This is a genomic window from Faecalicatena orotica (assembly GCF_905197545.1).
Classification (GTDB): Bacteria; Bacillota; Clostridia; order Lachnospirales; family Lachnospiraceae; genus Faecalicatena_A; species Faecalicatena_A orotica.
This window is the reverse complement of sequence record NZ_CAJJZH010000003.1, coordinates 437,497-463,506: the sequence shown is the minus strand read 5'-3', so window position 1 is coordinate 463,506 and position 26,010 is coordinate 437,497. Positions and strand designations below refer to the sequence as shown.

Below are 26,010 nucleotides of genomic sequence, written 5' to 3'. Positions count from 1 at the left end.
TTAACTTTTGTGGTGTACCAAAACGTCAAAAGTGGTGTACCAAAATGACTTAACTACGGTAATCTGCATTGATGTCGATGTATCCGTGGGTTAAGTCGCATCCCCATGCAGTTGCTGTTTCTGCACCTTCTTTGATATCGGCAATTGCTGTTACTTCGGACTGAGAGAGTATTTCTGTTGCTTTTTCTTCGCTGTAATCAATTGCAGTACCATTTTCTATGATCTGTATTTTCCCTGCTTTGCTTTCAAAGAACAAGTCTACTTTTTCTGGTTCGAACTGTGCACCAGAATATCCCATTGCACACAAGATTCGCCCCCAGTTTGCATCATGTCCTGCGATCGCGGTTTTCGTGAGATTGGAACAAACAATTGATTTCGCGAGAGTTTTTGCCTGAGTCTTGTCTGATGAACCCACTACTTTCACTTCAAACAATGCTGTCGCACCTTCACCGTCACCTGCTATTTTTTTTGCAAGATATTCGTTTACTATGTGAAGGGCTTCCGCAAATTTTTCATAATCTTTTGTTCCGTATTTGATTTTTTCGTTCTTAGCAAGCCCATTTGCGAGCAGCAGAACTGTATCATTTGTGGATGTATCACCATCTACAGAAATCATATTATAAGTCTCACTGACGTCTTCACTTAATGCACTCTGCAGTGCTTTCTTTGAAATAACCGCATCGGTAGTAATAAAGGAAAGCATCGTACACATATTTGGATGAATCATCCCAGAGCCCTTTGCCATCCCGCCGATTGTTACTGTTTTACCGCCCACTTCAATTGTTACAGCAATTTCTTTTTCTGCTGTATCTGTAGTCATAATCGCTTTCGCAGCCTGCGTTCCGCTTTCAATATCTTTATTTTTGTTAACAGCAAGTTTTGCTATACCATTTTTTAATTTATCAATTGGAAGCTGCATGCCGATCACACCTGTTGAGCCGATCAGGACACCTTCTGCCTCTATGCCAAGTTCTTTTGCTGCGGCTTTTGCAGTTTCTTCGCAATAGCCATAACCCTCTTCGCCTGTACAGGCATTGGCAATACCCGAATTTACAACGATTGCCTGTGATTTAATACCGTTTTCCACTACATTTTTGTCCCACTTAACAGGTGCTGCTTTTACAACATTTGTCGTAAATGTTCCTGCTGTCTTGCACGGTTTCTTACTATATATAAGTGCCATATCCGTACGGTCTTTATACTTAATCCCTGCTGCCACCGATGCTGCCTCAAATCCTTTTGCTGCGGTTACTCCGCCTTTAATAATTTTCATACTTTCCATTCCTTTCTTTACCCATTCAATTCGTACGTATTCAATAGTTAAAATAAAAACTTTCAAAAATTATTCGCTTTGATTAAAAGCTGTAATATTTTCCGTATTCAAAACAAAATCATAATAATTCAAATCCAGCCGCTCTGTCCATCCTATCGTATTCCAGAATGCATTTCCCACATCATTTTTTGTAAATGCAATCAGAGAAACCTTGCTGATTTCTTCCTTTTTTAATGCCTCCATAGCCATGACAACCATGCCTTTGCCAATACCGCGTCTTCGATATTCCCGATCCACACACACATGATACATACAACCCCTTCTGCCATCATGTCCGCATAAAATGCTGCCGACAATCTTCCCGTCCTCCTCCGCAACCACACTCGTTGCCGGATTTCTCTTAAGAAAGCGTCTCACTCCCTCTCTGGAATCATCAATACTGCGAATGCCAAAACCCTTGATTGTCATCCACAGGGCATATACACCGTCATAGTCTTCTATTGTCATTACACGAATCATATTTATCCTCTCAATTCCAATCGGGTACACCACAATTTTCATTCCGGTACACCACTTCATTCATTTAGGTACACCACTTAACTCAATTGGGGACGTAGTAAACCTTAAAAAGATTACGTCCCCAATTAAGGGAACATTGGTACTAGTTCCAGCCCTTCTGTTTCTTTAAAGCCAAACATTAGGTTCATGTTCTGCACTGCCTGACCTGCCGCGCCTTTTACGAGGTTGTCGATAGCCCCCATCATGATGATGCGTCCGGTTCTTTCGTCTATTTTGAAGTTTATGTCTACGTAATTGCTGCCTTCGACCCATTTTGTCTCGGGGCAGATATCTTTGTCGAGTACCCGGATAAATTTTTCGTAGGCATAGTATTTATCGTATATGGCCTTTACTTCTTCGTAGGTGACTTCTTTTTTTAGTTTTGCATATTCTGTTGCGAGGATTCCTCTGTTCATTGGGACCAGATGGGGGGTAAAATTCACAAGGACTTTTTCTCCTGCGGCATATCCCAGCTGTTCTTCTATCTCAGGGGTATGCCGGTGTGTTGCCACGCCATATGCCTTTATGTTTTCATTTACTTCGCAGTAGAGGTTAGGAAGCTTTGCGCCTCTTCCGGCCCCTGAGGTTCCGGATTTCGCGTCTATGATCAGTGTGCTCATATCGATCAGGCCTTCTTTTGCCAGCGGATATGCAGTTAAGATCGAGCAGGTCGTATAGCATCCCGGATTGGCGACCAGCCGCGCTTTTTTTACATCTTCTCTGTTGATTTCACACAAACCGTATACAGCTTCTTCTATAAATTCCGGACTCTTGTGTTCAATCCCATACCATTTTTCATATACAGACACATCTTTGATTCTGAAATCTGCACTCAAATCTATAATCTTAACTTTTGAAAGAATTTCTTCATTTACAAGTGACGCACACAGTCCCTGGGGAGTTGCCGTAAAAATCACGTCTACCTGGCCAGCCAGTTCCTCCATATTATCGTCCATGCACACTGCGTCTACAATTTGAAACATGTTCTGATACACCTGTGCATATTTCTTGTCTATGTAACTTCTGGATCCATACCAGACGATCTCCACTTCTTTATGTGCTGTCAGGATTCTGACAAGTTCGCCGCCTGCATATCCTGTGGACCCGATAATCCCTGCTTTAATCATAAGTACTACTTCCTTTCCTTTTCTAACTTATTATCATATACCACTTTTTGCATGAAGTAAAGAGTTTCCGGACTTCCCCTTGTTGCTGTGCACGCCCTTAGGGTGTAAACGGTAACATGGAAGAAAGACGTGTACAGTCCCCCTCTTCTGCATAATAGTTGTAATCACTCTGCATAAACATAAATAACGCTTGCATAATTATACATCTGTATTGTATATTATGCAAGTGTTATTCGAAAAATTTTAATTTTAGTCAAATATTCGTTAAAAATTTTATCTGCGGATCTGGCCGCTGCCAAAAATGATATATTTTGTCGTCGTCAGTGCCTCCAGCCCCATAGGACCCCTTGCGTGCAGTTTTTGGGTGCTGATCCCGATCTCTGCCCCGAAGCCGAACTCAAAACCGTCTGTAAAGCGTGTGGAAGCATTTACATAGACTGCCGCTGCATCAATCTCATCCTGAAATCGCAGTGCATTGGCATAGCTCTCCGTAATAATCGACTCGGAGTGCCCTGTGTTGTAAGTGTTGATGTGTTTAATCGCTGCATCCAGTGATTCCACAACCTTAATTGAGATTACAGCGTCCAGATATTCTGTTCCCCAGTCCTCCTCAGATGCGGGTACAATTTCCCCACTCAGTGCGCAGGCAGTCTCATCCCCGCGGATTTCCACTGAGTGCAGTTTCAGCCTGCTTACAATCATCGGGATCACCTGCGCGGCCGCATGTTCGTGAATCACCAGCGATTCGCAGGCGTTGCATACTCCCATTCTCTGCGTCTTCGCATTCTCGATAATATCCACTGCCATGTTTAAATCAGCACCTTCATCTACATAAATATGGCAGTTTCCGGTTCCGGTCTCGATTACCGGTACTGTGCTGTTCTGGACCACGCTGGCAATCAGGCCCGCTCCACCCCTTGGAATGAGTACATCGATGAATCCGTGCAGTTTCATCATTTCATTGACGGTCTCCCGGCTTGTGTCCTCAACAAGCAAAATCAGATCCTGGGGCAGTTTCGCCTTCCTGAGCCCCTCCTTTACCGCATGGACGATTGCCTTATTCGAATGGATCGCATCGCTCCCGCCTCTTAATATCACGGCATTCCCGGTTTTAAAGCAAAGCCCGAATGCATCAGCCGTGACATTTGGCCTGGACTCATAAATAATTCCCACAACCCCGAGCGGCACTCTTCTTTTCCCGATCCGTAGTCCGTTCGGCCGGTTCTTCATGGAAAGGACTTCCCCAGTCGGATCATCCAGAGCCGCAATCTGCCGTAGCCCTTCTGCCATATCCTGTACGCGGATTTCCGTGAGCCTGAGCCGGTCTACAAGCGAAGCCTTCATCCCACGCGCTTCTGCCCCGCTGACATCCTTTTCATTTTCCTGCAGAATGGCTTCCATCTCCAGAAGCAGTTCTTCTGCAACAGATAACAGCCCCTTATTCTTTTCATTCGTACTCAGCTTCCCTGCCTCTCTGGATGCCGTCTTTGCCCTACTGCCCAATGTTTCCATATAACTGCCCATAACTGCCTCCTGTCATAATCATCGAAAACTCCGTGGTATCCTGTTTCATCGTTACTGCCTGCCCCTTTGCAGACTCCCTGTCAGAAGGAAATCCCGGCTTCGCGAAACCTTCTTTTTGCATTTCATTCCGGTATGCTTCGTCCTTTGGCCCTTCTTTCTTCTGCTTTTTAGCCTGTCTGCGGTACGTTGCACGTTCCGGAGCAAGTTCATTTTCTAATTCCCTGCCATGCTCTCTGGATAAAAACAGCGTGCCGATCTTCTTTCCTGCCATGATGTCATTGATTGAATAAATATTAGCCCCGTTTGCAATCACCATATCTGCACCCGATGCCGTCGCAATCTTTGCAGCATCAATCTTGGTAGACATCCCGCCCGTGCCTGTGTCATTCGAAGCCCCTTTCGCCATCTGCTCCAGCTTGTCGTCGATCCCGACTACCGTATGGATAAACCTCGCATTCGGATTCTTCTTCGGATCATCCGTATACAGGCCTTCAATGTCAGACATGAGGATCAGCAGGTCCGCATCTACCAGTTTTGCCACATATGCCGCAAGTGTGTCATTATCCCCGAAATTACCATATGACAGTTCATCCACAGATATTGCATCATTTTCGTTCACGATAGGCACGACATTCATCCTGAAGAGCTCGTCAAAGGTCTGTCTTGCATTCTTCCTGCATTCCTCGTTCGTTATCGATTCCTTCGTCAGCAGTACCTGTGCTGTCAGCTGGCTGTATTCGTTAAAAAGCTTTTCGTAGATCATCATAAGCCGCCCCTGGCCGACCGCGGCGCATGCCTGCTTAGCCGCCTCTGTCTCCGGCCGGCCGGAAAGCCCCAGTACATTTCTTCCAATACCGACCGCACCGGAGGAAACTACAATGACTTCCCTTCCCTTGTTTCTTAAGTTAATCAGAATCCTCACGAACTTCTCCAGTTTATCCAGATTGATATTTCCTGTCTCGTCATAGGTAACTGTCGTAGTTCCTACTTTTATCACAATTCTTTTTTTATTCCCTAAAATCTCTTTTCTATCCATAATGTTTAACCTTCCTCTTTTTCATTTCACTTATACTGATAAACCGCTGTATGCAAAAAGAGAGCCGGATATGCAGTCCGCCTCTCTTCTAAAGCCTGCCTTTTAAGACCTCCCAGAAACTGTAGGGAGATTCCAAAAAGAAAAAGGATAGAAGCATATAGTCATCCTCCTATCCTTTGTATATGATCCATACAAGCATTCAGCACAACGATATCCTCTTTACTGCCAATATTCATTTTTATACTATGCGCATACCCCAAGGGGACTCGGAACGCACGGCACAAAAACAACACTGTCGCAAAGTGGCAGAGTCTGATTAAACCGGTTCATGATGTCAAGGCTGTTACTTTTTGCTTTCATCACTACAACTCCAATCATTCGTGTGGTCTTCTTGTTTCAAATTCATTTTGTGACAGTTAACTGTCAGACTGTATGCAGATGCATATTCAGCGCATCCTTTCGCATCAGTTGTTTTTATTTTACCCGCATTTCATGATTTGTCAAGCGATTTCCTGCATTTTTTCAGTCATTCAAAACTAGACGTCAGTCTAAATGAACTCCGGTCTATCTGCGTATTTCCGCTGTTTAAGATATATACGGAAAAATCGTTTTTATTTAATACACCACAAATTTTCTTTTTATGAATTAGAAACCTGTTTTCTTTTCCCGGACTTTGCTTTTGGTTCCGGCAGTTCCATCAATGTCCGCTCTGTCAGTTCTTTTAAGAATGCAGTATCCTCGAGTTCTTCCACCAGATACATCCCCGGTCTGCCTCCATGCGGTGCCGCCGGAACTGCCTCCGGCATCATCTCATGTCCTGCCTGCGTCATTTTTACATAAAACTGATTCCCCTCCACTGTTCCAAAAAACTTCCCGTCACACCAGAGTCCATATTCACCAAACAGCTTCTTATAGCTGATATTTCCGGCTTCATGCAGCTGTTCTGCAACATATTCCACGAATTCTAATGTTGATGCCATACATATCCCCTTTCTAAAGCAGGTATTATCTTCTCGCAAAACTGATGCCTGTCCTATATTATTTAATCCCGATATAGACGTGTATCACCGCATTTTCTACATCTTTATTCTGATACTCTTCAAAATCGCATACGAACGTGCGGTCAAGGTCCATTGCCCAGAGGTTCTTCCAGAATTTTGCAATTTCTGCGTGCAGGTCCCCTGTTACAACGAACTTCGCATATTTTCCGGCCGGAATCATAAACAGGCTGGTTCCCTCTGGCAGTGCTCCGGATCCATCCACCTCGCAGGCAACGGTAATATCATAGTCGGACTTTTCGTCTCCTTCATATCCGGAATAAATGCCAAGTGACTTTCCATTGACCATCCCCGTAATGTGCGGATAGGCTTCCTGATAAAAACGCTGCCACAGCCCGCCGATCACCTGCGTCATATCCGGTGCAAAGTTATTCGTTCTGGCACGCAGCCCCGCTACCTTTTTCTCCTCTAATTCTACAATTTCGTATTCCATTTATTTAACCTTACCTTTCTGTTTGATAGATTCAGGATAACATGGGAAACACGACAACTGCATGTCATCATTATTCTCCGGATTCATATTTTTTCTGCATACTACAAAGCAGTTTCTTCAATTCTTCTCTCAGCCCCACCGGCTCCAGCAGTTCTGCGTGATCCGCGAAACTTAAAATCCAGCCGAAAATGCTCTCTTTATCCATAAATCCAAACTGAAACAGCAGTCTTCCATCCTCCTGTACCTGAAAGCTCTCCGGCCCGTATTCTTCAATCAGCCTCCATTTAAAAGATGGCTCGAACAGTGCTTTCACAGAGACCAAAGCCGGAAAGACAGTTTCCTTTTCTATTTTGAACTCCGGAAGTTCCCTCGCTTCAAACTTCTCACCGGTACTTTTCACTTCCGGCATCCGGTTCAGTTTAAACATTCTGTAATCCCGTCTCTTCGGACAATACCCCCACACATACCAGGATGCCCATTGAAACACAAGAAGATAAGGCTCTATCTTTCGTTTTCCCTCTGTGCCGGGTGCATAATATTCGAACTCGATCAGCTCTTTTCTCTCAATTGCCGCCTGAATCAGCTCTATCTTTGGCGCAAGCGAGCTCTTATACCAGGAGGACAGGTCGATCAGAATATGCTGGCTGGATGTAAGGATTTCTGAATGCTCCGGGGAAAGCTTGTCCATAAGCTGCTGGTAACGGCTGCTTCCGGCCACACTGTCCAGACTTCTCAGCCCGGCCAGAATTGCCTGCATGTCAGAGGATGTCAGAAGCGTTTTGTCGATACTGTAACCGTCCATGATGGAAATCCCGCCGCCGGCCCCCTGTGTCGTAACAAGTGGTATCCCCGCCCTGCAAAGTGCCTCGATGTCCCTGTTTATAGTTCTTCTGGATACTTCAAACTTCCCGGCAAGATAAGGCGCCGTCACCTTTTTCTGCTGGAGCAGGATGGATAGAATCCCGATCAAACGGTCAATCTTCATAGGTTATTCTTCTCCTTTATACCTCTTCAGGAACTTTTGAAAAGCCTCATCTTCTTTGATAAACTCCATATCTTTATCCTCCTGAAGTTCTGCCGCCAGATTCTTCAGAAACCTGCGGCCAAACTCCTGACGTCTTTCGCCCCCTTCTTTCTCGCTGATATGGCTGTACAGCAGGGAATCACAGGGCTTCCATTTCTTTACCAGCGCCGGGAACATTTTCTTCAGGACACGCATGACTTCTTCTTTGTCTTGTTTTTTTACTGCCAGTGTAAATTCCGCCGCACAGGCAGAATAGTCCCACATTTCAAATACGTTAACTGTCTGTACCATTTTCCCGGCAAAATATTCTGCATCCGAAATCCGCTCTTCCTCCAGCGCGATATCCATCAGCATAAACAGGCTGGAATAGATATCATTCGCCGCCGCAAGAATTTTATTCTCAGTAAGCCGGGCCGCCTCTGCATAATTTCCCTGCCGGAAATACAGCCTTGCCAGCAGCTGGTTTTTATCCGGGAAATTCCGTTCCGGCAAAAGTTCTAATTTTTCCCGCGCTTCCTCATACTCCCCGCGGTTCATCAGTTTTGAGGCAAGCATTGAGACCGCCTGCATGCGGGCAGCTTCATTTTTCCCACGAGCCGCGCGCTCATAGAGACCTTCAATTTCATCCAGATACCTCTGCCTTTCTCCCTCATCCCCGGCGCCGTCTGCAAACATCGTCAGGCCGCCCTCAAGAGTAGCTGCCATCGTGTAAAGCAGCATACCGCTGTTCGGGAATCTTCGTATTTTCTCCATTGCCGCCGTATATCCCGCAGAAAAACCTTCTTTCATGATGCAGTCGGATATCTGGCTGCACCATACACCGATTTCCTGATCTGTGAGATCCTCCTCAAAAGAAAGCAGTGTATTTAAATCCACCTCCAGAAGCCTTGCCAGCGCCGGCAGTATCATGATATCCGGGCAGGTCATCCCGCGCTCCCATTTATTGAATGCAGAGGCCGAAATCCCAAGCCTCCCGGCCGCCTGTTCCTGTGTGAGTCCCTGTTCCTTCCTTTTTTCCCTGATAATTTCATGTATCCTCATGATGATTCCTCCTGTTGTTTTTTACGTTTTTGTCGAAACATTCAGATCTATCCTGTCCCTGTCATCATCATATCAGACTGTTAAGCCTCAAAACAACGGAGGATCATTCATATTTATGCCGCAAATATTAACGTGCATTCAGGTATCTCTGTATTTATACGATCTTTACCCCGAGTAATTTCGCAATCTCGGCAGCCTGAAACATATTAATCTTCATCCCGGCCAGTTCCTTATAGCTGTCCGATACCATAATACTCTCTATTACACTGTCGGAAAAATCTATACCTCTTAAAATCGTCCTGAAAAAATCTACTTTCGTGAAATCCGATTTGATAAACTGTGATTTCTTCAGCTTCACTTCCGAAAAAAAAGCCTCCTGAAAGCTGCAAAGCTCTGCCCTGCTTGCCTCCCAGAGGCTGCCCCCGAAATTCGCCAGCGGCATCTGGCATTCCAGCAGCTTCACATGTTTCAGCACCGCATGGTCAAACATGCTGCCATTCCCTTTACATCCTGACACTTCGCAGTTTTTCCAGTAACTCCCCGTAAAACGGCAGTTGGAAAAATCACATTTATCAAAACAGGACTGGTAAAAACCTGCACCTGTAAAATCACAATCGACAAACCTGCAACGCTCAAATCTGACCGATACAAACTCCACTTTACTGGCATTGACCCCCGTCAGTACTTCTTCTGTAAATTCCCGGTTTTCAACAGGCATCTCATCCATACCGGCATATTGTATTTCTTCTGTCAGCATCCTCTACAATCCTTCTCTTTTTTGTTCTGCCGCATTCTCCTTCGCGGTCCTGTAATCTGCATTTCCATGTTCACTGGCACTCTGCTGTGGGTCCTTATGAAGTTCGGCATTCGCTTCCATCATACCGTCCCTGACTGCCTTTTTGACGACAAAATACAAAAGTACAAAAAGTCCTCCAACAATAACTACAACAAACGCAAACGCTAATATATGGTACAGCATTCCAAACATATACATCATTTATTCTCTCCTGTCCGGCATATTAATTACAAGCTTTTTTGTAAATCTGGTACATATCTTCCTCCTCCAGAACTTTTACACAGCCTATCGTCCTTCTGCCCCAGAAACTGCACTTGCGGGCCAGCTCTTTCATCTGCTCTTCTGTCGGTTCAATCCCAAGTTCTTTCATTGATACCGGCATGTGAATAAAGCGGTAGAAATCCTCCATTGCCTCGATCCCCAGCAAAGCCGTCTGCATACCATCCCCGGCAGCTTTCACACCCATAACATTGACTGCGAATTGTGCAAAACGTTCCGCTCCTGCATCCACCACGTATCTTGCCCAGCTTCCCCATATAGCTGCCAGTCCGGCTCCGTGCGCCACATCGAACATTCCACCCAGCTCATGCTCCAGCTGGTGGCTGGCCCAGTCGCCTCCATCCGTCCCGCAGCCGGTCAGTCCGTTGTGGGACAAACTTCCCGCCCACATCACTTCCGCCCTTGCGTCATAATTTTCCGGGTCGTTCAGCAGAATTTTGGCATTTTTCATCACCGTGCGAAGCAGATGCTCACTGATACCGTCCGTCAGTTCCATATTGTCTGCATGATTCAGATAGCGTTCCATTGTATGCATCATAATATCCACACAGCCGCTCATGGTCTGGTATTGTGGAAGCGTCATCGTCAGTTCCGGGTTCATGATGGCGAACTTCGGCCTGCAGTAATTACTGCTGTACCCCCTTTTTACCCAGCCGTCTTCATTGGTAATCACGGAGGAATCACTCATCTCCGATCCTGCTGCCGCAATCGTAAGGATGACACCTACTGGAAGGCAGGCCGATGCATTCCTCTTTTTCTCATAGAAATCCCATACATCGCCCTCATTCGTCACACCATACCCGATCGCTTTTGCAGAGTCAATCACACTGCCGCCGCCCACCGCGAGGATAAAGTCAACCCCTTCTCTTTTGCACAGTTCAATCCCTTCATATACAAGGGATAAATGCGGGTTCGGTACAACTTTGCCAAGTGAAACATATGCAATTCCCGCTTCATCCAGTGACTGGTAAATGCGGTCAAGCAGTCCGCTTCTTTTTACACTTCCGCCGCCATAGTGGACCAGCACTTTTTTACAACCATATTTCTGAACCAGAGCCCCCGTGTTTTCCTCTGTTCCTTTTCCAAATACGACCTTTGTCGGTGTATAATACTGAAATTGATTCATGATTCATCCCTCCTGACGTCTGTCCTGCGTTCCTGTCTTACTCGTTTACGATCTCAATCTGGCACACTTTCATCGCCTCCAGTGCCTGCTTATGCGTCTCTGGGGTAACTCCCGCACAGCAGGAAGCATCCACGATTACCGGGACATCCGGCAGATATGCCTTTATCAGCAGGGCATTGGAAATCACACAGATATCTGTACAGAGTCCGACCAACGTAACGCTTTCAACCGGTTCCCCGCTGATATCACACGCCCGCAGAACCTGCCCCAGCCTGGTACTGCCAAAAGACGGCTTGTCGATCGGCTCTTCTTTTATGAGTGCCGCAATCTGCGGATGTAACTGCCAGCCTTCTGTCCCCCTGACGCAGTGTACAACCGGAAGGTGCTTTCCTTCCTCACTGTCCAGATAATCTGCCTCATGGGTATCACGCGTAGCCAGAATCCTGCCGTCAAACGTACGGATCTTTTCTATCACTCCCGGCACGATCTGCTGTGCTTCCTTTGTCCCGAGCGCCCCATCTATAAAATCCTTCTGCATATCAACTACTACTAATATTTTCATCACTGCCACCTTCCAATCATCGCATCTGGTAAACCTGTATCAACTCTTCCTGCGCAGCAACACGCTCCAGTCCTATTATACGAAAAACAATGTGTTCCTCCACACCGGGCCGGACAGGTCTTGAAAAACAGCATACCGGCTGGCTGCCATTTTCTGATTCTCCCACCTTCGTTTTCCCTGCCAGAAAGACAGATACCGGCCCGGAATCTTCAAACCGGAGATTACTGTCGAATAAAATGTGTTCCTCTCCTGACAATTCCGGGACAACATAAGCCTTTCCTGCATAAAACGGACGGATTCCGGGAAGCTCTGCCAGCTCTATATCGTAAATACCCACTTCGTGCCGCGCCCCTGTCACCGGATGGACAAATGTCCCCCGGCCTTCCCCGCCCGGTTTCACTTTTATCTCCAGATCCAGAACCTCTGTCCGCCTAAGCACCCTCGTCTGCACCCTAATCTCTGTCAGAACATCTTTCGTCCAGTCTTCCTTCGTTTTCATCAAAACTCGCTGGCAGAAAAAACAGTTTTCATTTTCCAGATATTCAGGATAGGCTTCTTTTATTTTCAGGGCCACTCGTTTCTCAATTTCTCCTGCATATCCCGGGTCACATCCCGTACTGCTGTATGCTACATCTTCTGTCTCATGGCAGCCATTCAGCCAGATACACGCAATGTCCACATTATGGTATGGGTTATTCTGGCTAATTTCAAGAATCCGGGCATCCGAAAGTTCTTCGGGCTTCTCTTCACATTCCGCATACCTGTCCCGGTACTCCTTCATAACGCGTTCATCCATCACAGTCAGAATATCAAACACAATCCCCTCTTTAAAGCAGTAAACAACAGGAATAACCCGGTCAAGGCCACCGGCTCTGAATCTTGCATTTACAGGCTGGATGCAGCTGCATTCCTCTTCTCCCTGTTCCATCCATAACGAACAATCAAAAAATACCTGCATGTTTCCTCCCTCTTTGATGTCTGCCGCTTCTCTAAAAGAACTTTTTAATTTCCGGAAAGTACTCGAATTCCGCCTTTCCGATAATATCCGACTTCTTCACATACTTGTTCAGCCAGAACCGGGAATCCCATGAGTTATTCCGGTTATCCCCCATCATAAAATAAGAATCTGCCGGAACCTGAAACGGCCCGAAATCATGTTCAAACCGTATCTTAATATATGGTTCTTCCAGCTTCTTCCCGTCGATATAGACCGTACCGTCTTTCCCTTCAATGGTTTCTCCGGGAAGTGCGAGAATCCGCTTCATATATTCTTTCCCCAGATCGTCCGGGCAGTTAAATGTAACAATATCCCCGCGTTCCGGATCATGGAATAAATATGCCTGCCGGTTTACGAGCACACGGCTGCCTGTCATGACCGTACTTTCCATTGAGCCGGAAGTGACCTGTGCATTTACGATCAGTGTCCTATTTACAACGAAAACAAATGCCACGGCTATCGCTATCACCTTCAGATACTCCAGCAGTTCATGCAGAATCTTATCTCTTTTTATATCTTTCTTCATAAATCCCCTAACCTTCAATGTCCTTTATCAGTTTCTCCACACTTTCCCTGCTCGTTGCCCAGCTCGTGCAGATACGGACGGCGCTGTGGGTCTCATCCACGCGCTCCTGATAGCAGAAACTATAGTTTTCCCCCAGCTTGGCAAGCTTTTCATCCGGCAGGATCACGAATATCTGGTTTGTCGGATTCTCAACCAGAAACAGATAACCGGCTTTTTTGCAGGCATCGCGGATCTCCTCTGCCAGTTCATTCGCATGTCTGGAAATCTCGAAATAGAGTCCGTCTTCCAAAAGGGCCAGAAACTGTACCCCGAGAAGCCTTCCCTTGGCAAGCATCCCGCCTTTCTGCTTGATCATATAGCGGAAATCCTCTTTCAGCGCCGGATTCGAAATGACAACCGCTTCCCCGAACAGCGCGCCAACCTTTGTCCCCCCTATATAAAATACATCACACAGCTTCGCAATCTGTTCCAGATCCAGATCATTCTCTTTCGAAGTCAGGCCATATCCAAGCCTTGCGCCATCCATAAACAGATAAAGCCCGTTCTTCCTGCACACCTGTGAAAGAGCCTCCAGCTCTGCCTTACTGTAGATGGTCCCGAGTTCTGTCGGGTTGGATATGTATACCATCTTCGGCTGGACCATATGTTCAAAGCTGTCTTCCTCCACATGGCTTCTGTATGCATCTTCCACCTGTTTTGCCGTAATCTTCCCATCCACAGACGGAAGTGAGAGCACCTTATGTCCGGTAGATTCAACCGCACCTGTCTCATGGACATTGATATGCCCTGTATCAGCCGATAATACCCCCTGATGCGGGCGCAGCACCGCGGAGATTACCGTCATATTAGCCTGTGTGCCGCCTACCAGGAACTGTACCATCAGGCTGTCATCCTTACAAAGCCTGCAAATCAGCTTCCTGGCCTGCCCGCAGTATTCATCCTCCCCATATCCGGCAGTCTGTTCCATATTCGTTTTGCTCAGTCTTTCCAGCACTTTCTCATGAGCGCCCTCGTTATAATCACAATTGAAATAAATCATCTGCGTTCTCCTCTCGGTAGTAATAACCTGATTATACTACTCACGCAGGAAGTTTTCCATAAGAAATTAACAGAACCGGGGAAGTCCCCGCTTATGTCTCTTTGACATAGAAGCGGGAGACTTCCCCGGTCCGGTTAAAACACGGAAAACGGCTTTGTAACTATTCCACGTATCCTTTCCCTATAGTTTTTTCTTATTGAAAGCTGCACATGCCGCGATGATGCATATGGCAATTCCCGCTGCCGCCACAATCATCGGTTTAATCAGGCTTCCACTTTCCAACTGGCCCTGCATCAGTGGCGTCCCTCCATTTGCCAGCTGTATCGGGTTGTAATCCTGTACGTCAGGCAGCATATTCAGAAGGATCTGGATGACGACCAAAGCCCCGGTAAAGAGCAGTGTTCCGTAAGATGACCGGACCAGAACCCCGCCCAGTATGGTTATCGCCGTAAGCAGGATGCCGAATACCCACAACGCCGTAATTGCCTCAGCAAGTCCGGGCGTATTCACGGTCTTCCTCCAGAAATACCATGTGTAGCCATAAGCCACACCAAAACATAACAGATATGCGCCCGTCCATAACAGTGCGGCAGCCGTAAACTTAGAAAGGATGACGGTCTTCCTTGAAAGTCCTTTTGTCAGAATGTGGATCAATGTTCCTCTGGAGTACTCTCCCGCCATGATTCCACTCAGCAGAATGACCTGAACAAAGGCACCGATCTGGGAAATATTTTTTAGAAACTGCATCCAGGAATCCAGTGCCGCAGGTTCTGTAATTGTAATCTCAATTCCCGCCGGCATGAACTGGCTAATGATCTCCGGCATAAATTTGGCCGCCAGCGGGCTTGAAATTCCAAACAGAAGGAATACCAGTCCGATTACCAGCAGTTTGTATGTTCTTGTATATTCGGTAAATTCTTTTGCTGTAAATGCTGCATATGCCCTCATTGTATCGCCTCCATAAATAATCCCTCCAATGATGGTTCCAGTATCTCCAGACGGGAAGGCATGAGCCGGGTCTCGTTAAGTCCGCGGATGATTTCCGCCTCTGCCTGCTCTATGTCTTTTGTATGGATGATGATCTGGCTCCCTTCACGCTTCGACTGCTTCAGTAGTTGTCTGAACAAAGGTTCCTCCATGAACCGGTCCATGCTTTCTTTCCTTATAAATTCTATAAGCAGGCTGTTTTTCCTGTGTCTTTCTTTAATTTCACCGAGAGTCCCTTCCATAACCGTCTTCCCGTCATTCAATACAGCCACCCTGTCGCAGATCCTCTCTACATCTGAAAGTACATGTGTTGAAAAGATCACCGTTGTCTTTTCCCTGACTTGTTCCATAATATCCAGCACTTCGCGGCGCCCGACAGGGTCAAGTGCCGAAGTAGGTTCATCACAGATCAAAAGCTTTGGCTCGTTAAACAGCGCCTGTGCAATTCCGAGACGCTGTTTCATCCCTCTGGAGAAACCGCCAATTCTCTTTTTTACACCTTTTAGTCCCGTGAGTTCTAAAAGTTCCTCACTCTTCCTCATAATCTGTTTGTCTGTCATTCCTGTGATGCGGCCGCAGAGTCTTAAATACTCTTTTGGTGTCATGTAACTGTAGAACTCCGGCACATCCGGCAGATAACCGACAAACCTGTTTGTACTGGTCTGGCCGTATTCCACTTTTTCACCCAGCACACGGACCTCCCCGGCATCTGCCTTCAGAAGTCCCAGTACGATTTTCATAGTAGTCGTTTTTCCTGCACCGTTTTTTCCGAGAAATCCAAAAACGGAATGCTCCGGTACCACTATGTTTAACCCGTCCAGAACCTGATGGGCACCAAACTTTTTTCTCAGGCCTTCTATTTCAAGTATGTTCATTCCTCTTCCCCTCTTCCGATTACAAAATAAATGATGGGTCCGATCATCTGTCCGAATACGATCACAAGAACCCATATGATTCTGTTTCCGAAACGGTAATGCGGATGGCGCAGTGCATGGACAAGCGCCGTCAGCATTAAAACTAATTGTATGATAATCACCGGTAAAAGGACCGGTAAATATTCCATAAGTGTACTCATAATTTCTACCTCCTGATTTTCCTTCTGAAGCCTGTTAGATGAATCATGTATACGGCTGATTTATCAAACACGCCCTAATTCGTTCTGCCGCAATATTCCTCAAGACGCTTTACAAGATGCCGGTATCTGGCATTGTCTTTTAAACATGCAAATACCGGGTTTTCCGCAACGGTCCCAAGAACACTCTGCCTCACGACTGCCTCACTGCGGGGCGGCTCTTTTCCAAGAGTCAGGTTCGACAGCCAGTTGTCAATCTTGTCAAAATATTCATCCCCATGCAGCTCGAGTGCATGTTCCTGATTTAGAAAAACATTTACATACCTCTCTAGTATATCCACCGCATCTTCCGGCCTTTTTACAATGCAGTAATGCTGTGCAAATGACAGATATACCTGCGCCATGACATTGAAATGCAGTTTGTCAATCTGGTAGATTTCCATAACCTTAAGAGTTCGCCGGATCACTTCATCTGCCTTCGCAGGTGATTCTGTTTCCCAGGAAACCAGCAGTGCCGAATCTCCCACAAACATCAGAAGATGCTGGTACATGCTGACCTGAAGCGCCTCCCTTGCCTTCTCCATGTCACCTTTCATCTGGAAAGCCTGAGCCTGCATCTCCGCATCCTGCATAATCGCATGAACCTCACCTCCCAGCAGGTCCAGAACCTCCTGCGGATTTTCCATCATAAGGTAACACCCTCCTTTTGTGATGACTGCCTCTTTTACAAGCTGGACTTCGCCGCAGTCTTCGATGACACAGTCCAAAAGTGTGATGGCTTCCTCCAGAATCTCCTTTGGGGCCGGCGCCAGTGGAACGTGGTTGACGTATAGTACCGCCATCTGTAGAAGCAATTGGAAACAGGAATGATATTTTTTGACATATTCATCGCATTCCGCCTTTACCACTTCAAATGGTTCACTGCTGAACCTTTTCGCAAGCCTGTGATATAGCTTTTCAATATCCTGCTTTATCATCTGCGGCTCGTAGCCGAGAAGTTCATCTACGCTCATATTGAAATAAGCAGCCATTACCGGAAGCAGCGTAATATCCGGATAGCTCTGCCCTTTCTCCCACTTGTTGACCGCCGGTGCAGAGACACCGAGATACCTTGCAAGTTCCTCCTGCGTCAGCCCTCTTTCCTTTCTCTGTTTCCGGATAATTTCGTGTATTTTCATAATCATGCCTCCCAAAACGGTTTAAAATTATGCCGCTTTTCTTTTTGTATTTTCTTCCTTTCTGGTTACAGAATAGCAGACACCGGGATAACCCACAATGGATTAATCGTTAAATTCCATTAACAAAATTAACCAATGGTTAATCCCCAGATTATGATGCCGCCAAAAAGGTCTTATAATTTCTATCAAACCCGCGTAAGTTTTATTTTTCTGAGGTGTTTACTTAATATGAAAGGAGCTAATCTCCTCACCACCTTTAGCTTTTTTCCATCACTAAAGAGAGCTCAGAATCATCCGATTCCGGGCTTGTTTTATTTCACTACATTTTAAGCAGAGGTGTTTTTTATGAAGAAGAGAGGCTGCATAATCATACTCATTGGGATTTTCCTTATTATCATTACGAAGCTCACACCGGATTACATCATTGTAACCGACCGGAGTACATTATCCGACACAGGAAAAGACGTAGAACTGAATGTGGTTGAATATAAAATCTGGCTGACAGAGGACGCTGCCCGGAAAATCGCAGTGGAGCATGCGAGAATCAATGGCGTACCCGACTCACTTGTAATCAATATGTACCATTCCCGTATGTGCCTGAAAAATGGCCATAAATATAAAACAATTAAAGTGCATTATACCGATTCCGACTCCCGGCATAAGCAGTTATAATAAAAGAAGGAGCATTATAAAATGACCAGATCCGGTCATTTTATAACACTCCGCCCACATGTATGTGGTGTCTATTCATCGAAATTTATCTCAATTTCATATACCGAAATCCCCTTTAAATATTCCTCCAGTCCCTCATTACCTGAATGAACACGTTTCTGAACCGTGATATCTTCCTTATCTTCGGGCAATGGATATACTTTTTGCTGAGTCCTGCCACATGATCTCTTTCTATATTTACAACGTGATTTACGGTATCTGGCCCGCAGTATATTATATTATGCATAAACATTGCATAATATCTCTTGGTTTTTGCATATTTATTTGTATTTTATGTATATAATGAATTTTTTCACATTTTCTATTGCATAAATATAAAAAGTGGTGTATAGTATGTGTTAGCTCAACGGGGCATACACAAGGCAGCAATCACTGCCGGACCAAATATATAATTAAAAATGAAATACATTTAGGAGGCAAATGAAATGAGTAAAGAGAAAGTTGTATTGGCGTATTCAGGCGGACTTGACACGACCGCAATTATCCCCTGGTTAAAGGAAAATTTCGACTATGAAGTAATCTGCTGCTGCATCGACTGCGGACAGGGAGAAGAACTGGACGGTCTGGAAGAAAGAGCAAAATTATCAGGCGCTTCCAAGTTATACATAGAGAATATTATCGACGAATTCTGTGACGAATACATCGTGCCATGTGTAAAGGCAGGCGCTGTTTATGAGAATAAGTATTTACTCGGAACTTCTATGGCTCGTCCTGTCATCGCAAAAAGGCTTGTTGAGATCGCCCGTAAAGAAGGCGCTACTGCAATCTGCCACGGTGCAACAGGAAAAGGAAATGACCAGATTCGTTTTGAACTCGGAATCAAGGCTCTCGCACCGGACATTAAGATCATCGCACCTTGGAGAATGACAGATGTTTGGACCATGCAGTCACGTGAAGACGAGATCGAGTACTGCCACCAGCATGGAATCGACCTCCCGTTTGATGCAAAGCACAGCTACAGCCGTGACCGTAACCTGTGGCACATCAGCCATGAAGGACTGGAACTGGAAGATCCGGCAAATGAGCCGAACTATGATGATTTATTGGTATTAGGTGTATCTCCTGAAAAAGCACCGGATGAAGGCGAATATGTAACAATGACATTCGAGGCTGGTGTACCGAAGAGCCTGAATGGAAAAGAAATGAAAGTTTCCGAAATCATCACTGAATTAAACGCTCTCGGCGGAAAGCACGGAATCGGCATCGTCGATATCGTTGAGAACCGTGTTGTAGGCATGAAATCACGTGGTGTCTATGAGACTCCCGGCGGAACCATCCTGATGGAAGCACACGACCAGTTAGAAGAGCTTGTTCTGGACCGTGCTACCTATGAAGTAAAGAAAGATATGGGCAACAAGTTTGCACAGATCGTATATGAAGGAAAATGGTTCACACCACTTCGCGAAGCAATTCAGGCATTTGTAGATGTGACACAGCAGTATGTAACAGGTGAAGTTAAATTCAAACTGTATAAAGGTAATATCATCAAAGCCGGAACTACTTCCCCATATTCACTGTACAGCGAATCTCTGGCAAGCTTTACAACCGGTGAACTTTACGATCACCATGATGCAGAAGGATTTATCAACCTGTTCGGACTGCCGTTAAAAGTACGCGCAATGAAAATGGCGGAGCTGAACAAAAAATAAGCTGGATATTGTAAAGAAACTTTTAATATGAATGAATGTAGGACGCTTGCCGTGGCAAGCGTCCTATTTATCTTCGAATATGAAACTATTCTCTATCGTTCGTCAGTTTCAGCTTGTCCAGGATGAAGAACATCAGTCCCATCAGCATTCCGACTACACATGCGAGTACCATTCCAGAAAGCTGGATGCTTCCGAACTGTACGGATATGCCGGAAAGCCCAGTCACAAAAATAATGGAGGTCATTGCCATGTTTCTGGATTTCCCGTAATCTACCTGTGCCTCTACAAGGATGCGGATACCGGATGCACCGATCATTCCGTACAAGAGGAAGGAAATACCACCGATAACCGGCCCCGGGATCGTACTGATCAGGGTCGTCATTTTCCCGATAAATGAGCATATTATAGACAGTACTGCCGCCCCGCCGATGACATAGACACTGTAAACTTTCGTCACGGCCATGACACCAATATTTTCACCGTATGTGGTTGTCGGGACCGAACCGATGAATCCGGAGATCATTGTTGAAAAATTATCTGCAAACAAAGAGCGGTGCAGACCCGGGTCTTTCAGCAGGTCCCTTCCCACTACCTTGCTTGTAACAATCTGGTGCCCGATATGTTCAGATGCAATGACCAGAAGTACGGGCAGTATAATAACGATAGCCTCCCATTTGAACTTCGGTGTCGCGAAGTTTGGCAGTGAAAACCATGCTGCTGACCCTACCGCTGCAAAATCCACGATCCCGCAAAGCAGTGCCGCCACATATCCTGCAATAATAGCAATCAGTATCGGTATGACCGATAAAAACTTGCGGAATACAACAGAACCGATCACGGCCGTCAGAAGGGTCACCAGAAATACGATGACATTCTTAGAATCAATCACCTCATCCTTCAGACCTGCATTAGAAGCAGCCGTTCCGGCAAGTTCCAGTCCGATCAATGCGACAACAGGCCCCATCGCTGCTGGGGGAAGCACAATATCAATCCAGTCTGAGCCAAATTTGTAGATAATCAGAGCCAGGATGCACCCGAAGAATCCAACCACTACGAAACCGCCCAGTGCATAATTATAGCCCCATTTGCTGATAACGATCCCCGCCGGTGCAAGGAATGCAAAACTGGAGCCAAGATATGCCGGTGCTTTTCCCTTTGTAATCAGAATAAATAACATTGTTCCGATACCATTCATAAATAATACAATCGCCGGGTTAATTCCGAATACAAACGGAACCAGAACCGATGCCCCGAACATCGCAAACATATGCTGGATGCTCAAGGGCACCAGCATTTTGAACGGTACTTTTTCTTCCACCTGAATAATTTTTCGACTTTCCATATAGCCCTCCATTTCTCTCTTGTTCACTTTATCTTTACTATTGTATCATAAAGAGCCAAGATAGAAAATTTATTTTTATATGGAAATGTTACAATTATTTCATAGCCTCTCTAATCACCCGCAGGGCATTTAGAGACATGACCTTGTCAAGCTGCCTCGGTGTGATTCCTCTTTTTCTCATAGCTTCCCAGACAAGTTCCATCTCTGAGACATGACTGATCCAGCCTTCATGCGGCTCATTGTCAAATCCGTCGAAATCTGTTCCAACTGCAGCCACATCTTCCCCGCCGGTTTTGATCATATGTACTGCATGGCGGGCAATATCATCCACAACTGCCACACCGTTTTCGCACAGGAATGCCGGATAAAAATTCAGACCCGCCACACCGCCTTTTTCTCCCAGAGCCTTCAGCATCTCATCCGTCAGGTTTCTCGGATGTGGACAGAGTGCACGTGCATTAGAATGGGAAGCACAGACTGGCACACAGCTCGCTTTAATGCAGTCCCAGAATCCGCCGTCGGAAAGATGTGATACGTCCACAATCATCCCCAGCTCATTCATCCGTTCAACCGCTTGAAATCCAAACTCCGTCAGCCCGCTTTCCATAATATCACCTGTTCTGCTGTTTGGAAATCCAAGGCAGTTCGGGTAATTCCATGTAAGTGTTATCAGCCTGATCCCTGCATCATACAATTCTTCCAGCCTCTCCAGCCTTCCGTTTAGGATACCGCCCTCCTCCGCCGTCTTTACAGCAGAAATCATTCCCTGCTCCTGGTTCTTCCTGATTTCCCCATAAGAATGTGCTGTCCTGATTCTGTCATTTTGTTCGCTGTCGATTCGCCCTGCCATCTCAAGAACCGCCTGATAAGCCCTGTCCCATGCCTTAGGACTAATCTGGGCAGGCATATGTCTTCCTGTACTGCCGTCTGTCAGGCCGGCGTCTTCATAGGATACTGCATGCACGAAACATGCGAAAAACTGGACAAACGTTCCCGCCTTCTGCATTCCCCCCAGATCAATACTCAGATCGTTGTCCGCCAGATTATGGCTCCCGCCAGCCGTCATAAGCCTGCTGATTGTATCACAGTGCAGGTCAATTAAATTCATCATTTCATAACCATCCTTTCGAAAAAATCCCCTGCACGGCAAGGTATATTTTCCCAGTTTTTTACATACGCTATACACACATAATAGTGTATTGTTCTTTTACTGTCAAACTATCTTATGCCAAAAAAGGAGTGCTTATGAAACCGAAAATCGGAATTGTTGTCTGTGGGCTTATGAACGACAGGCAGTTTGTTACCAATACTTATATCCAGTCCATCCGTTACTCCGGGGGGCTTCCTTTTATCCTGCCCCTCATCCGTTCTGATTCTGCCATACGGGAGTATATCTCCTTCTGTGACGGATTCCTGTTCTGCGGGGGTGATGACATTACACCGCTTTTATTTGGTGAGGAACCAAAAAACGGAATCGGTAAAACGAATATTACGCTGGATCTGTTTCAAATCCGCCTGATGAAGTCAGTCCTCACCACCAAAAAACCAGTTTTTTCCATATGCCGCGGTATGCAGGTATACAATGTAGCCTGCGGCGGTACGATTTATCAGGACATGTCGCTGCAGCCCGGAAAGCCAATGAACCATATGCAGCAGTCTTATTCCCGGTCAGAAGTCAGTCACAGGATCAATATCGAAAAAGGTTCCCAGCTCCAGAGATATATTGGTTCCAGACTGGATGTGAACAGTTTTCACCACCAGAGCGTAGGCATGCTTGGAAAGGATCTCATCGCCTGTGCGCGTGCCGCTGACCAGACGATTGAAGCCATTGAAATGAAAGACCATCCCTTCGCGATCGGAGTACAGTGGCATCCGGAATGCATGTACCGCAGTTCCCCCGAAATGAGGGAGCTTTTTTCCGAATTTGTCTTGCACGCGCGGCTGCGTCCTGCTAAAACCGCCGAGGCTTAATCACATTTAATAACAAATTTTTCATTCGAATAATTCTTATATTTTGCATGGATACGGGCATAATAAACCTCGTAATTATTATTTCTTTAAGGAGGTCCAATTATGTCTGAAATATCAATACTTGATTTACAGAACTTACGTCATCTCATTGGCGGCTATGACACAACACATTGCAAAATGACCGATTATGCATCCCAGGCCGAAGATCCTGAAGTAAAGAAACTTTTCCAGGATGCAGCTGATTCTGCTATGAAAAACAAACAGGAACTGATGAAATTCTTATAAGGGGTGACGCATATGAATGAAAAAACAATGGTATCCGACGCATTAGTCGGAGTAAACGGCGAACTGAAAATGTTCGGGGATATGATCCCGCAGACTGAAAACAAAGAATTAAAGCAATGCCTGAAGCAGATCCGCAACGAATGTGAAATGTCTCAGGAAAAACTTTATCATGTGGCCAGAGAAAAAAGCTATTATGTTCCTGCTGCCAAAGCAACTTCTGAGGAAGTAGAGCATGTAAAAAATATCCTGACCCAGCCGAAAACTTTCTAAAGAAATCATATTTACGCAATGAAACCAACTCTCTGATGTAAACGAAAAAAGGAGTCCGAAATGATCCATTCCGGATTCCTTTTTTCGTTTTAATAAAAGCTTCCTACTTATTCCAAAGCTCTTCCGCCTTTTCCTTCCAGTTTTCAGCATATTCCAGACATTTCCCGCAGAGATGCTCTACGGATTCCGGAGACTGCATATCCGTCGATTTGGCCCCCGTTTTCCTCACCATTTCCATCAGCTTTTCCGGATTCTCGAGCATGGGGCACGGCCTTAAATGGTTTTCGTTAAACGGCTGTCCTTCTCTGTATGCCATAAACAACGGCTGTTTAAGCGCCTCGAGAAGACTGACATTACGGATATTTGCACCCGAATAGTGAATGAACACACACGGTTCCACATCGCCGTTGGGATTAATATGACAGTAATTACGTCCGCCCGCAATACATCCGCCTACATATTCGCCATCGTTTTGAAAATCAAAGGCAAAGATTGGTTTGCCTCCTTCCATTGCACGGATTTCACGGATCCTGTGATAAATGTACTCCCTCTGCTCTTTTGTCGGGAGAAGTTCAACTGCGGCGTCATTACCGACCGGCATGTAATGGAAGTACCATGCATAACGGCATCCCTTTTCAATAATCATATCCAGAAATTCATCGGACGTAACGGTATCGATATTTGCACTGGTGTAGCAGATAGATGTTCCGAATATCTGCCCGTGCGCTTTCAGTATATCCATCGCTTTCATAACCTGATTGAAAACGCCCGGCCCCCTTCTTCCGTCATTGACTTCCTCATATCCTTCCAGACTGATTGACAATGAGAGATTTCCTACCTCTTCCATCTCTTCACAGAATGCGTCATCTACCAGAGTTCCATTTGTAAACGCATGGAACGCACAGTCATCATGCTTTCTGCACAGCCTGATGATGTCCGCCTTTCTGACAAGTGGTTCACCGCCTGTGTACATATAGAAATAGATCCCAAGCTCTTTCCCCTGTGTTATGATACTGTCGAGCTCTTCATAAGTCAGGGATAATGTATGTCCGTACTCTGCCGCCCAGCAGCCGGTGCACTTTAAGTTGCATGCACTTGTCGGGTCCAAAAGAATCAGCCAGGGAATATTGCACTGGTATTTCTCACGGCTTTCGTGCATGATCTTAGTGCCGCTGAGCATTGCCTCGAATCCCAGATTCATCGCGGTTTTCTTAATCACGTTCGGGCTCACCTCGTCCAGTATCCTGTTTACATAGGTCATCCATTTCCCATCCTCATCCCGGATCATCTGCCTTGCTGCCTCGTAGCTTTCCGGCTGGAACCGGTCCTTCGCAAAATTCTCGGTCAAATCTACCATTTTCAGGAAACTCTTTTCCCTGTCTTTGCTGATGTGCTTCATAGAAGCATCAATCAATTTTCCGAAAGCGGCCCTCTCAGCCTGATGTCTTAATTTTCCCATATCTCATATCCTCCTTCACCTTACAGTACATGAAACTTTTCTTTAGTTTATTCCCCGGATTAAAAGTTCAATGCCCCCGATCAGCAGTATACCGCCTCCCAGAATCACGATTTTATTCTTAAACTGGCATCCCAGCCAGTACCCCGCATATAACCCGGCAACTACACTGACAGCCGTAACCATTCCTACGGTTATTATTGTAATTAAAAAATCTGTCTGGAAAAATCCAAACCCGATTCCTGCGAGAAAGGCATCAATACTTGTAATGCATGCCCATATGGCAATCTGTTTAAGTTCTACATGCTCCTCCATCTTCTCTATGACTACCTTCTGTCTTCCGGCCTTGCAAATCATATAAAGGCCCAGACCCAGAAAAATAATAACCGAGAGATACCGCCAGTGAACAGCCGCCCTGCCAGCCGGAGCCTTTATCATTGGAATATTCGTAATCATATTTCCAAGCAGAAGGCTTGCCATCTGCCATACCGTAAAGACACCGCCAATTTTAATGAGAGAAGACTTCCGTATTTCCGGTAGCATAGCGCCTTTATACAATGCATACGCAAACACATCCAGAGATAACCCGACCGAAATCATAAGGATTTCAAATAATACCAATTTCCTCCTCTCCTTCCCTATCTATCTGCCTGTTATTATTGTAACATT

At 45.7% G+C, this 26,010-nt stretch carries 29 protein-coding genes and 1 pseudogene; 5 read left to right on the top strand and 25 right to left on the bottom strand.

What is annotated here, in order from left to right; genetic code table 11:
* Positions 1-49 precede the first annotated feature (49 nt).
* From argJ to ABIN22_RS08835, 21 genes and pseudogenes are all read right to left on the bottom strand, one after another.
* Positions 50-1,273, bottom strand: coding sequence for a bifunctional glutamate N-acetyltransferase/amino-acid acetyltransferase ArgJ (gene argJ, locus ABIN22_RS08935; protein ID WP_346908035.1), 1,224 nt, complete (start codon positions 1,271-1,273; stop codon positions 50-52).
* 69 nt (positions 1,274-1,342) lie between these two features.
* The gene (locus ABIN22_RS08930; protein ID WP_109733209.1) at positions 1,343-1,792 is read right to left on the bottom strand and encodes a GNAT family N-acetyltransferase; all 450 of its coding nucleotides are present in this window, start codon (positions 1,790-1,792) and stop codon (positions 1,343-1,345) included.
* Positions 1,793-1,917: 125 nt separating this feature from the next.
* The gene (gene argC / locus ABIN22_RS08925; RefSeq protein ID WP_346908033.1) at positions 1,918-2,958 is read right to left on the bottom strand and encodes an N-acetyl-gamma-glutamyl-phosphate reductase; all 1,041 of its coding nucleotides are present in this window, start codon (positions 2,956-2,958) and stop codon (positions 1,918-1,920) included.
* A 273-nt stretch (positions 2,959-3,231) separates the two neighbouring features.
* On the bottom strand, positions 3,232-4,482 hold the full coding sequence (locus ABIN22_RS08920; protein WP_346908031.1) for a glutamate-5-semialdehyde dehydrogenase: 1,251 nt from the start codon (positions 4,480-4,482) through the stop codon (positions 3,232-3,234).
* 154 nt (positions 4,483-4,636) lie between these two features.
* Positions 4,637-5,518: pseudogene (gene proB / locus ABIN22_RS08915) on the bottom strand (glutamate 5-kinase); the annotation flags it as partial.
* Between the two features lie 243 nt (positions 5,519-5,761).
* Positions 5,762-5,896 (bottom strand): hypothetical protein, encoded by a 135-nt coding sequence (locus tag ABIN22_RS08910; RefSeq protein ID WP_278321136.1) that lies wholly within the window; start codon positions 5,894-5,896, stop codon positions 5,762-5,764.
* A 260-nt stretch (positions 5,897-6,156) separates the two neighbouring features.
* Positions 6,157-6,498 carry a TfoX/Sxy family protein gene (locus ABIN22_RS08905; RefSeq protein WP_118621670.1) on the bottom strand — a complete coding sequence of 114 codons (342 nt, stop codon included), beginning with the start codon at positions 6,496-6,498 and terminating at the stop codon, positions 6,157-6,159.
* A gap of 58 nt (positions 6,499-6,556) precedes the next feature.
* Positions 6,557-7,009 carry a GyrI-like domain-containing protein gene (locus tag ABIN22_RS08900; protein WP_109733090.1) on the bottom strand — a complete coding sequence of 151 codons (453 nt, stop codon included), beginning with the start codon at positions 7,007-7,009 and terminating at the stop codon, positions 6,557-6,559.
* Positions 7,010-7,079: 70 nt separating this feature from the next.
* Positions 7,080-7,994 (bottom strand): helix-turn-helix transcriptional regulator, encoded by a 915-nt coding sequence (locus ABIN22_RS08895; RefSeq protein WP_346908028.1) that lies wholly within the window; start codon positions 7,992-7,994, stop codon positions 7,080-7,082.
* Between the two features lie 3 nt (positions 7,995-7,997).
* On the bottom strand, positions 7,998-9,074 hold the full coding sequence (locus ABIN22_RS08890) for a helix-turn-helix domain-containing protein (RefSeq protein WP_346908026.1): 1,077 nt from the start codon (positions 9,072-9,074) through the stop codon (positions 7,998-8,000).
* A gap of 154 nt (positions 9,075-9,228) precedes the next feature.
* Positions 9,229-9,831, bottom strand: coding sequence for a pentapeptide repeat-containing protein (locus tag ABIN22_RS08885; RefSeq protein WP_118621673.1), 603 nt, complete (start codon positions 9,829-9,831; stop codon positions 9,229-9,231).
* Between the two features lie 3 nt (positions 9,832-9,834).
* Positions 9,835-10,071: a DUF6019 family protein gene (locus ABIN22_RS08880; protein ID WP_118621674.1), complete on the bottom strand. Its 237-nt coding sequence runs from the start codon at positions 10,069-10,071 to the stop codon at positions 9,835-9,837.
* A 22-nt stretch (positions 10,072-10,093) separates the two neighbouring features.
* Positions 10,094-11,275 (bottom strand): iron-containing alcohol dehydrogenase, encoded by a 1,182-nt coding sequence (locus tag ABIN22_RS08875; RefSeq protein WP_346908024.1) that lies wholly within the window; start codon positions 11,273-11,275, stop codon positions 10,094-10,096.
* A gap of 37 nt (positions 11,276-11,312) precedes the next feature.
* Positions 11,313-11,837, bottom strand: a complete 525-nt coding sequence (locus tag ABIN22_RS08870; protein WP_109733084.1) for a cysteine hydrolase family protein — start codon at positions 11,835-11,837, stop codon at positions 11,313-11,315.
* A gap of 16 nt (positions 11,838-11,853) precedes the next feature.
* Positions 11,854-12,795 carry a hypothetical protein gene (locus tag ABIN22_RS08865; protein ID WP_346908022.1) on the bottom strand — a complete coding sequence of 314 codons (942 nt, stop codon included), beginning with the start codon at positions 12,793-12,795 and terminating at the stop codon, positions 11,854-11,856.
* Between the two features lie 31 nt (positions 12,796-12,826).
* Positions 12,827-13,360, bottom strand: coding sequence for a signal peptidase I (lepB, locus tag ABIN22_RS08860; RefSeq protein WP_346908020.1), 534 nt, complete (start codon positions 13,358-13,360; stop codon positions 12,827-12,829).
* 7 nt (positions 13,361-13,367) lie between these two features.
* Complete coding sequence (locus ABIN22_RS08855) at positions 13,368-14,399, bottom strand: threonine aldolase family protein (RefSeq protein ID WP_346908018.1); 1,032 nt, start codon at positions 14,397-14,399, stop codon at positions 13,368-13,370.
* 180 nt (positions 14,400-14,579) lie between these two features.
* Positions 14,580-15,347: an ABC transporter permease gene (locus ABIN22_RS08850; RefSeq protein WP_346908016.1), complete on the bottom strand. Its 768-nt coding sequence runs from the start codon at positions 15,345-15,347 to the stop codon at positions 14,580-14,582.
* A complete protein-coding gene (locus tag ABIN22_RS08845) occupies positions 15,344-16,261 on the bottom strand; it encodes an ABC transporter ATP-binding protein (protein WP_346908014.1) in 918 nt (305 codons plus the stop codon). Before ABIN22_RS08845 ends, ABIN22_RS08850 begins: the two co-directional genes overlap by 4 nt.
* Positions 16,258-16,461: a PLDc N-terminal domain-containing protein gene (locus tag ABIN22_RS08840; protein ID WP_346908012.1), complete on the bottom strand. Its 204-nt coding sequence runs from the start codon at positions 16,459-16,461 to the stop codon at positions 16,258-16,260. The genes ABIN22_RS08845 and ABIN22_RS08840 overlap by 4 nt, the downstream gene beginning before the upstream one ends.
* 74 nt (positions 16,462-16,535) lie before the next feature.
* Entirely contained in the window at positions 16,536-17,636 is a 1,101-nt protein-coding gene (locus ABIN22_RS08835) for a helix-turn-helix domain-containing protein (RefSeq protein WP_181368812.1), read from the bottom strand.
* A gap of 345 nt (positions 17,637-17,981) precedes the next feature.
* On the opposite strand from ABIN22_RS08835, the gene ABIN22_RS08830 reads away from it, so the two are divergent.
* Together ABIN22_RS08830 and ABIN22_RS08825 are read left to right on the top strand one after the other, a co-directional pair.
* Positions 17,982-18,308 carry a hypothetical protein gene (locus ABIN22_RS08830; protein ID WP_118621681.1) on the top strand — a complete coding sequence of 109 codons (327 nt, stop codon included), beginning with the start codon at positions 17,982-17,984 and terminating at the stop codon, positions 18,306-18,308.
* Positions 18,309-18,793: 485 nt separating this feature from the next.
* Positions 18,794-20,017 carry an argininosuccinate synthase gene (locus tag ABIN22_RS08825; protein WP_118621682.1) on the top strand — a complete coding sequence of 408 codons (1,224 nt, stop codon included), beginning with the start codon at positions 18,794-18,796 and terminating at the stop codon, positions 20,015-20,017.
* A gap of 85 nt (positions 20,018-20,102) precedes the next feature.
* On the opposite strand, the gene uraA is transcribed toward ABIN22_RS08825, so the two are convergent.
* Both uraA and ABIN22_RS08815 read right to left on the bottom strand, forming a co-directional pair.
* Complete coding sequence (uraA, locus tag ABIN22_RS08820; protein ID WP_118621683.1) at positions 20,103-21,359, bottom strand: uracil permease; 1,257 nt, start codon at positions 21,357-21,359, stop codon at positions 20,103-20,105.
* Between the two features lie 94 nt (positions 21,360-21,453).
* Positions 21,454-22,470, bottom strand: coding sequence for a dipeptidase (locus ABIN22_RS08815; protein ID WP_346908009.1), 1,017 nt, complete (start codon positions 22,468-22,470; stop codon positions 21,454-21,456).
* A gap of 134 nt (positions 22,471-22,604) precedes the next feature.
* Between ABIN22_RS08815 and ABIN22_RS08810 the strand changes: the two genes are divergently transcribed.
* The 3 genes from ABIN22_RS08810 (at position 22,605) to ABIN22_RS08800 (ending at position 23,885) form a co-directional block, all read left to right on the top strand.
* Entirely contained in the window at positions 22,605-23,330 is a 726-nt protein-coding gene (locus tag ABIN22_RS08810; protein ID WP_109733072.1) for a gamma-glutamyl-gamma-aminobutyrate hydrolase family protein, read from the top strand.
* A gap of 102 nt (positions 23,331-23,432) precedes the next feature.
* Entirely contained in the window at positions 23,433-23,615 is a 183-nt protein-coding gene (locus tag ABIN22_RS08805; protein WP_109733071.1) for a hypothetical protein, read from the top strand.
* A 12-nt stretch (positions 23,616-23,627) separates the two neighbouring features.
* Positions 23,628-23,885, top strand: a complete 258-nt coding sequence (locus ABIN22_RS08800) for a spore coat protein (RefSeq protein ID WP_109733070.1) — start codon at positions 23,628-23,630, stop codon at positions 23,883-23,885.
* A 103-nt stretch (positions 23,886-23,988) separates the two neighbouring features.
* Here ABIN22_RS08800 and ABIN22_RS08795 read toward each other — a convergent pair whose 3' ends face one another.
* Together ABIN22_RS08795 and ABIN22_RS08790 are read right to left on the bottom strand one after the other, a co-directional pair.
* Positions 23,989-25,344, bottom strand: a complete 1,356-nt coding sequence (locus ABIN22_RS08795) for a radical SAM/SPASM domain-containing protein (RefSeq protein ID WP_346908006.1) — start codon at positions 25,342-25,344, stop codon at positions 23,989-23,991.
* 42 nt (positions 25,345-25,386) lie between these two features.
* Positions 25,387-25,962, bottom strand: coding sequence for a manganese efflux pump MntP (locus tag ABIN22_RS08790; protein ID WP_109733068.1), 576 nt, complete (start codon positions 25,960-25,962; stop codon positions 25,387-25,389).
* Positions 25,963-26,010 lie beyond the last annotated feature (48 nt).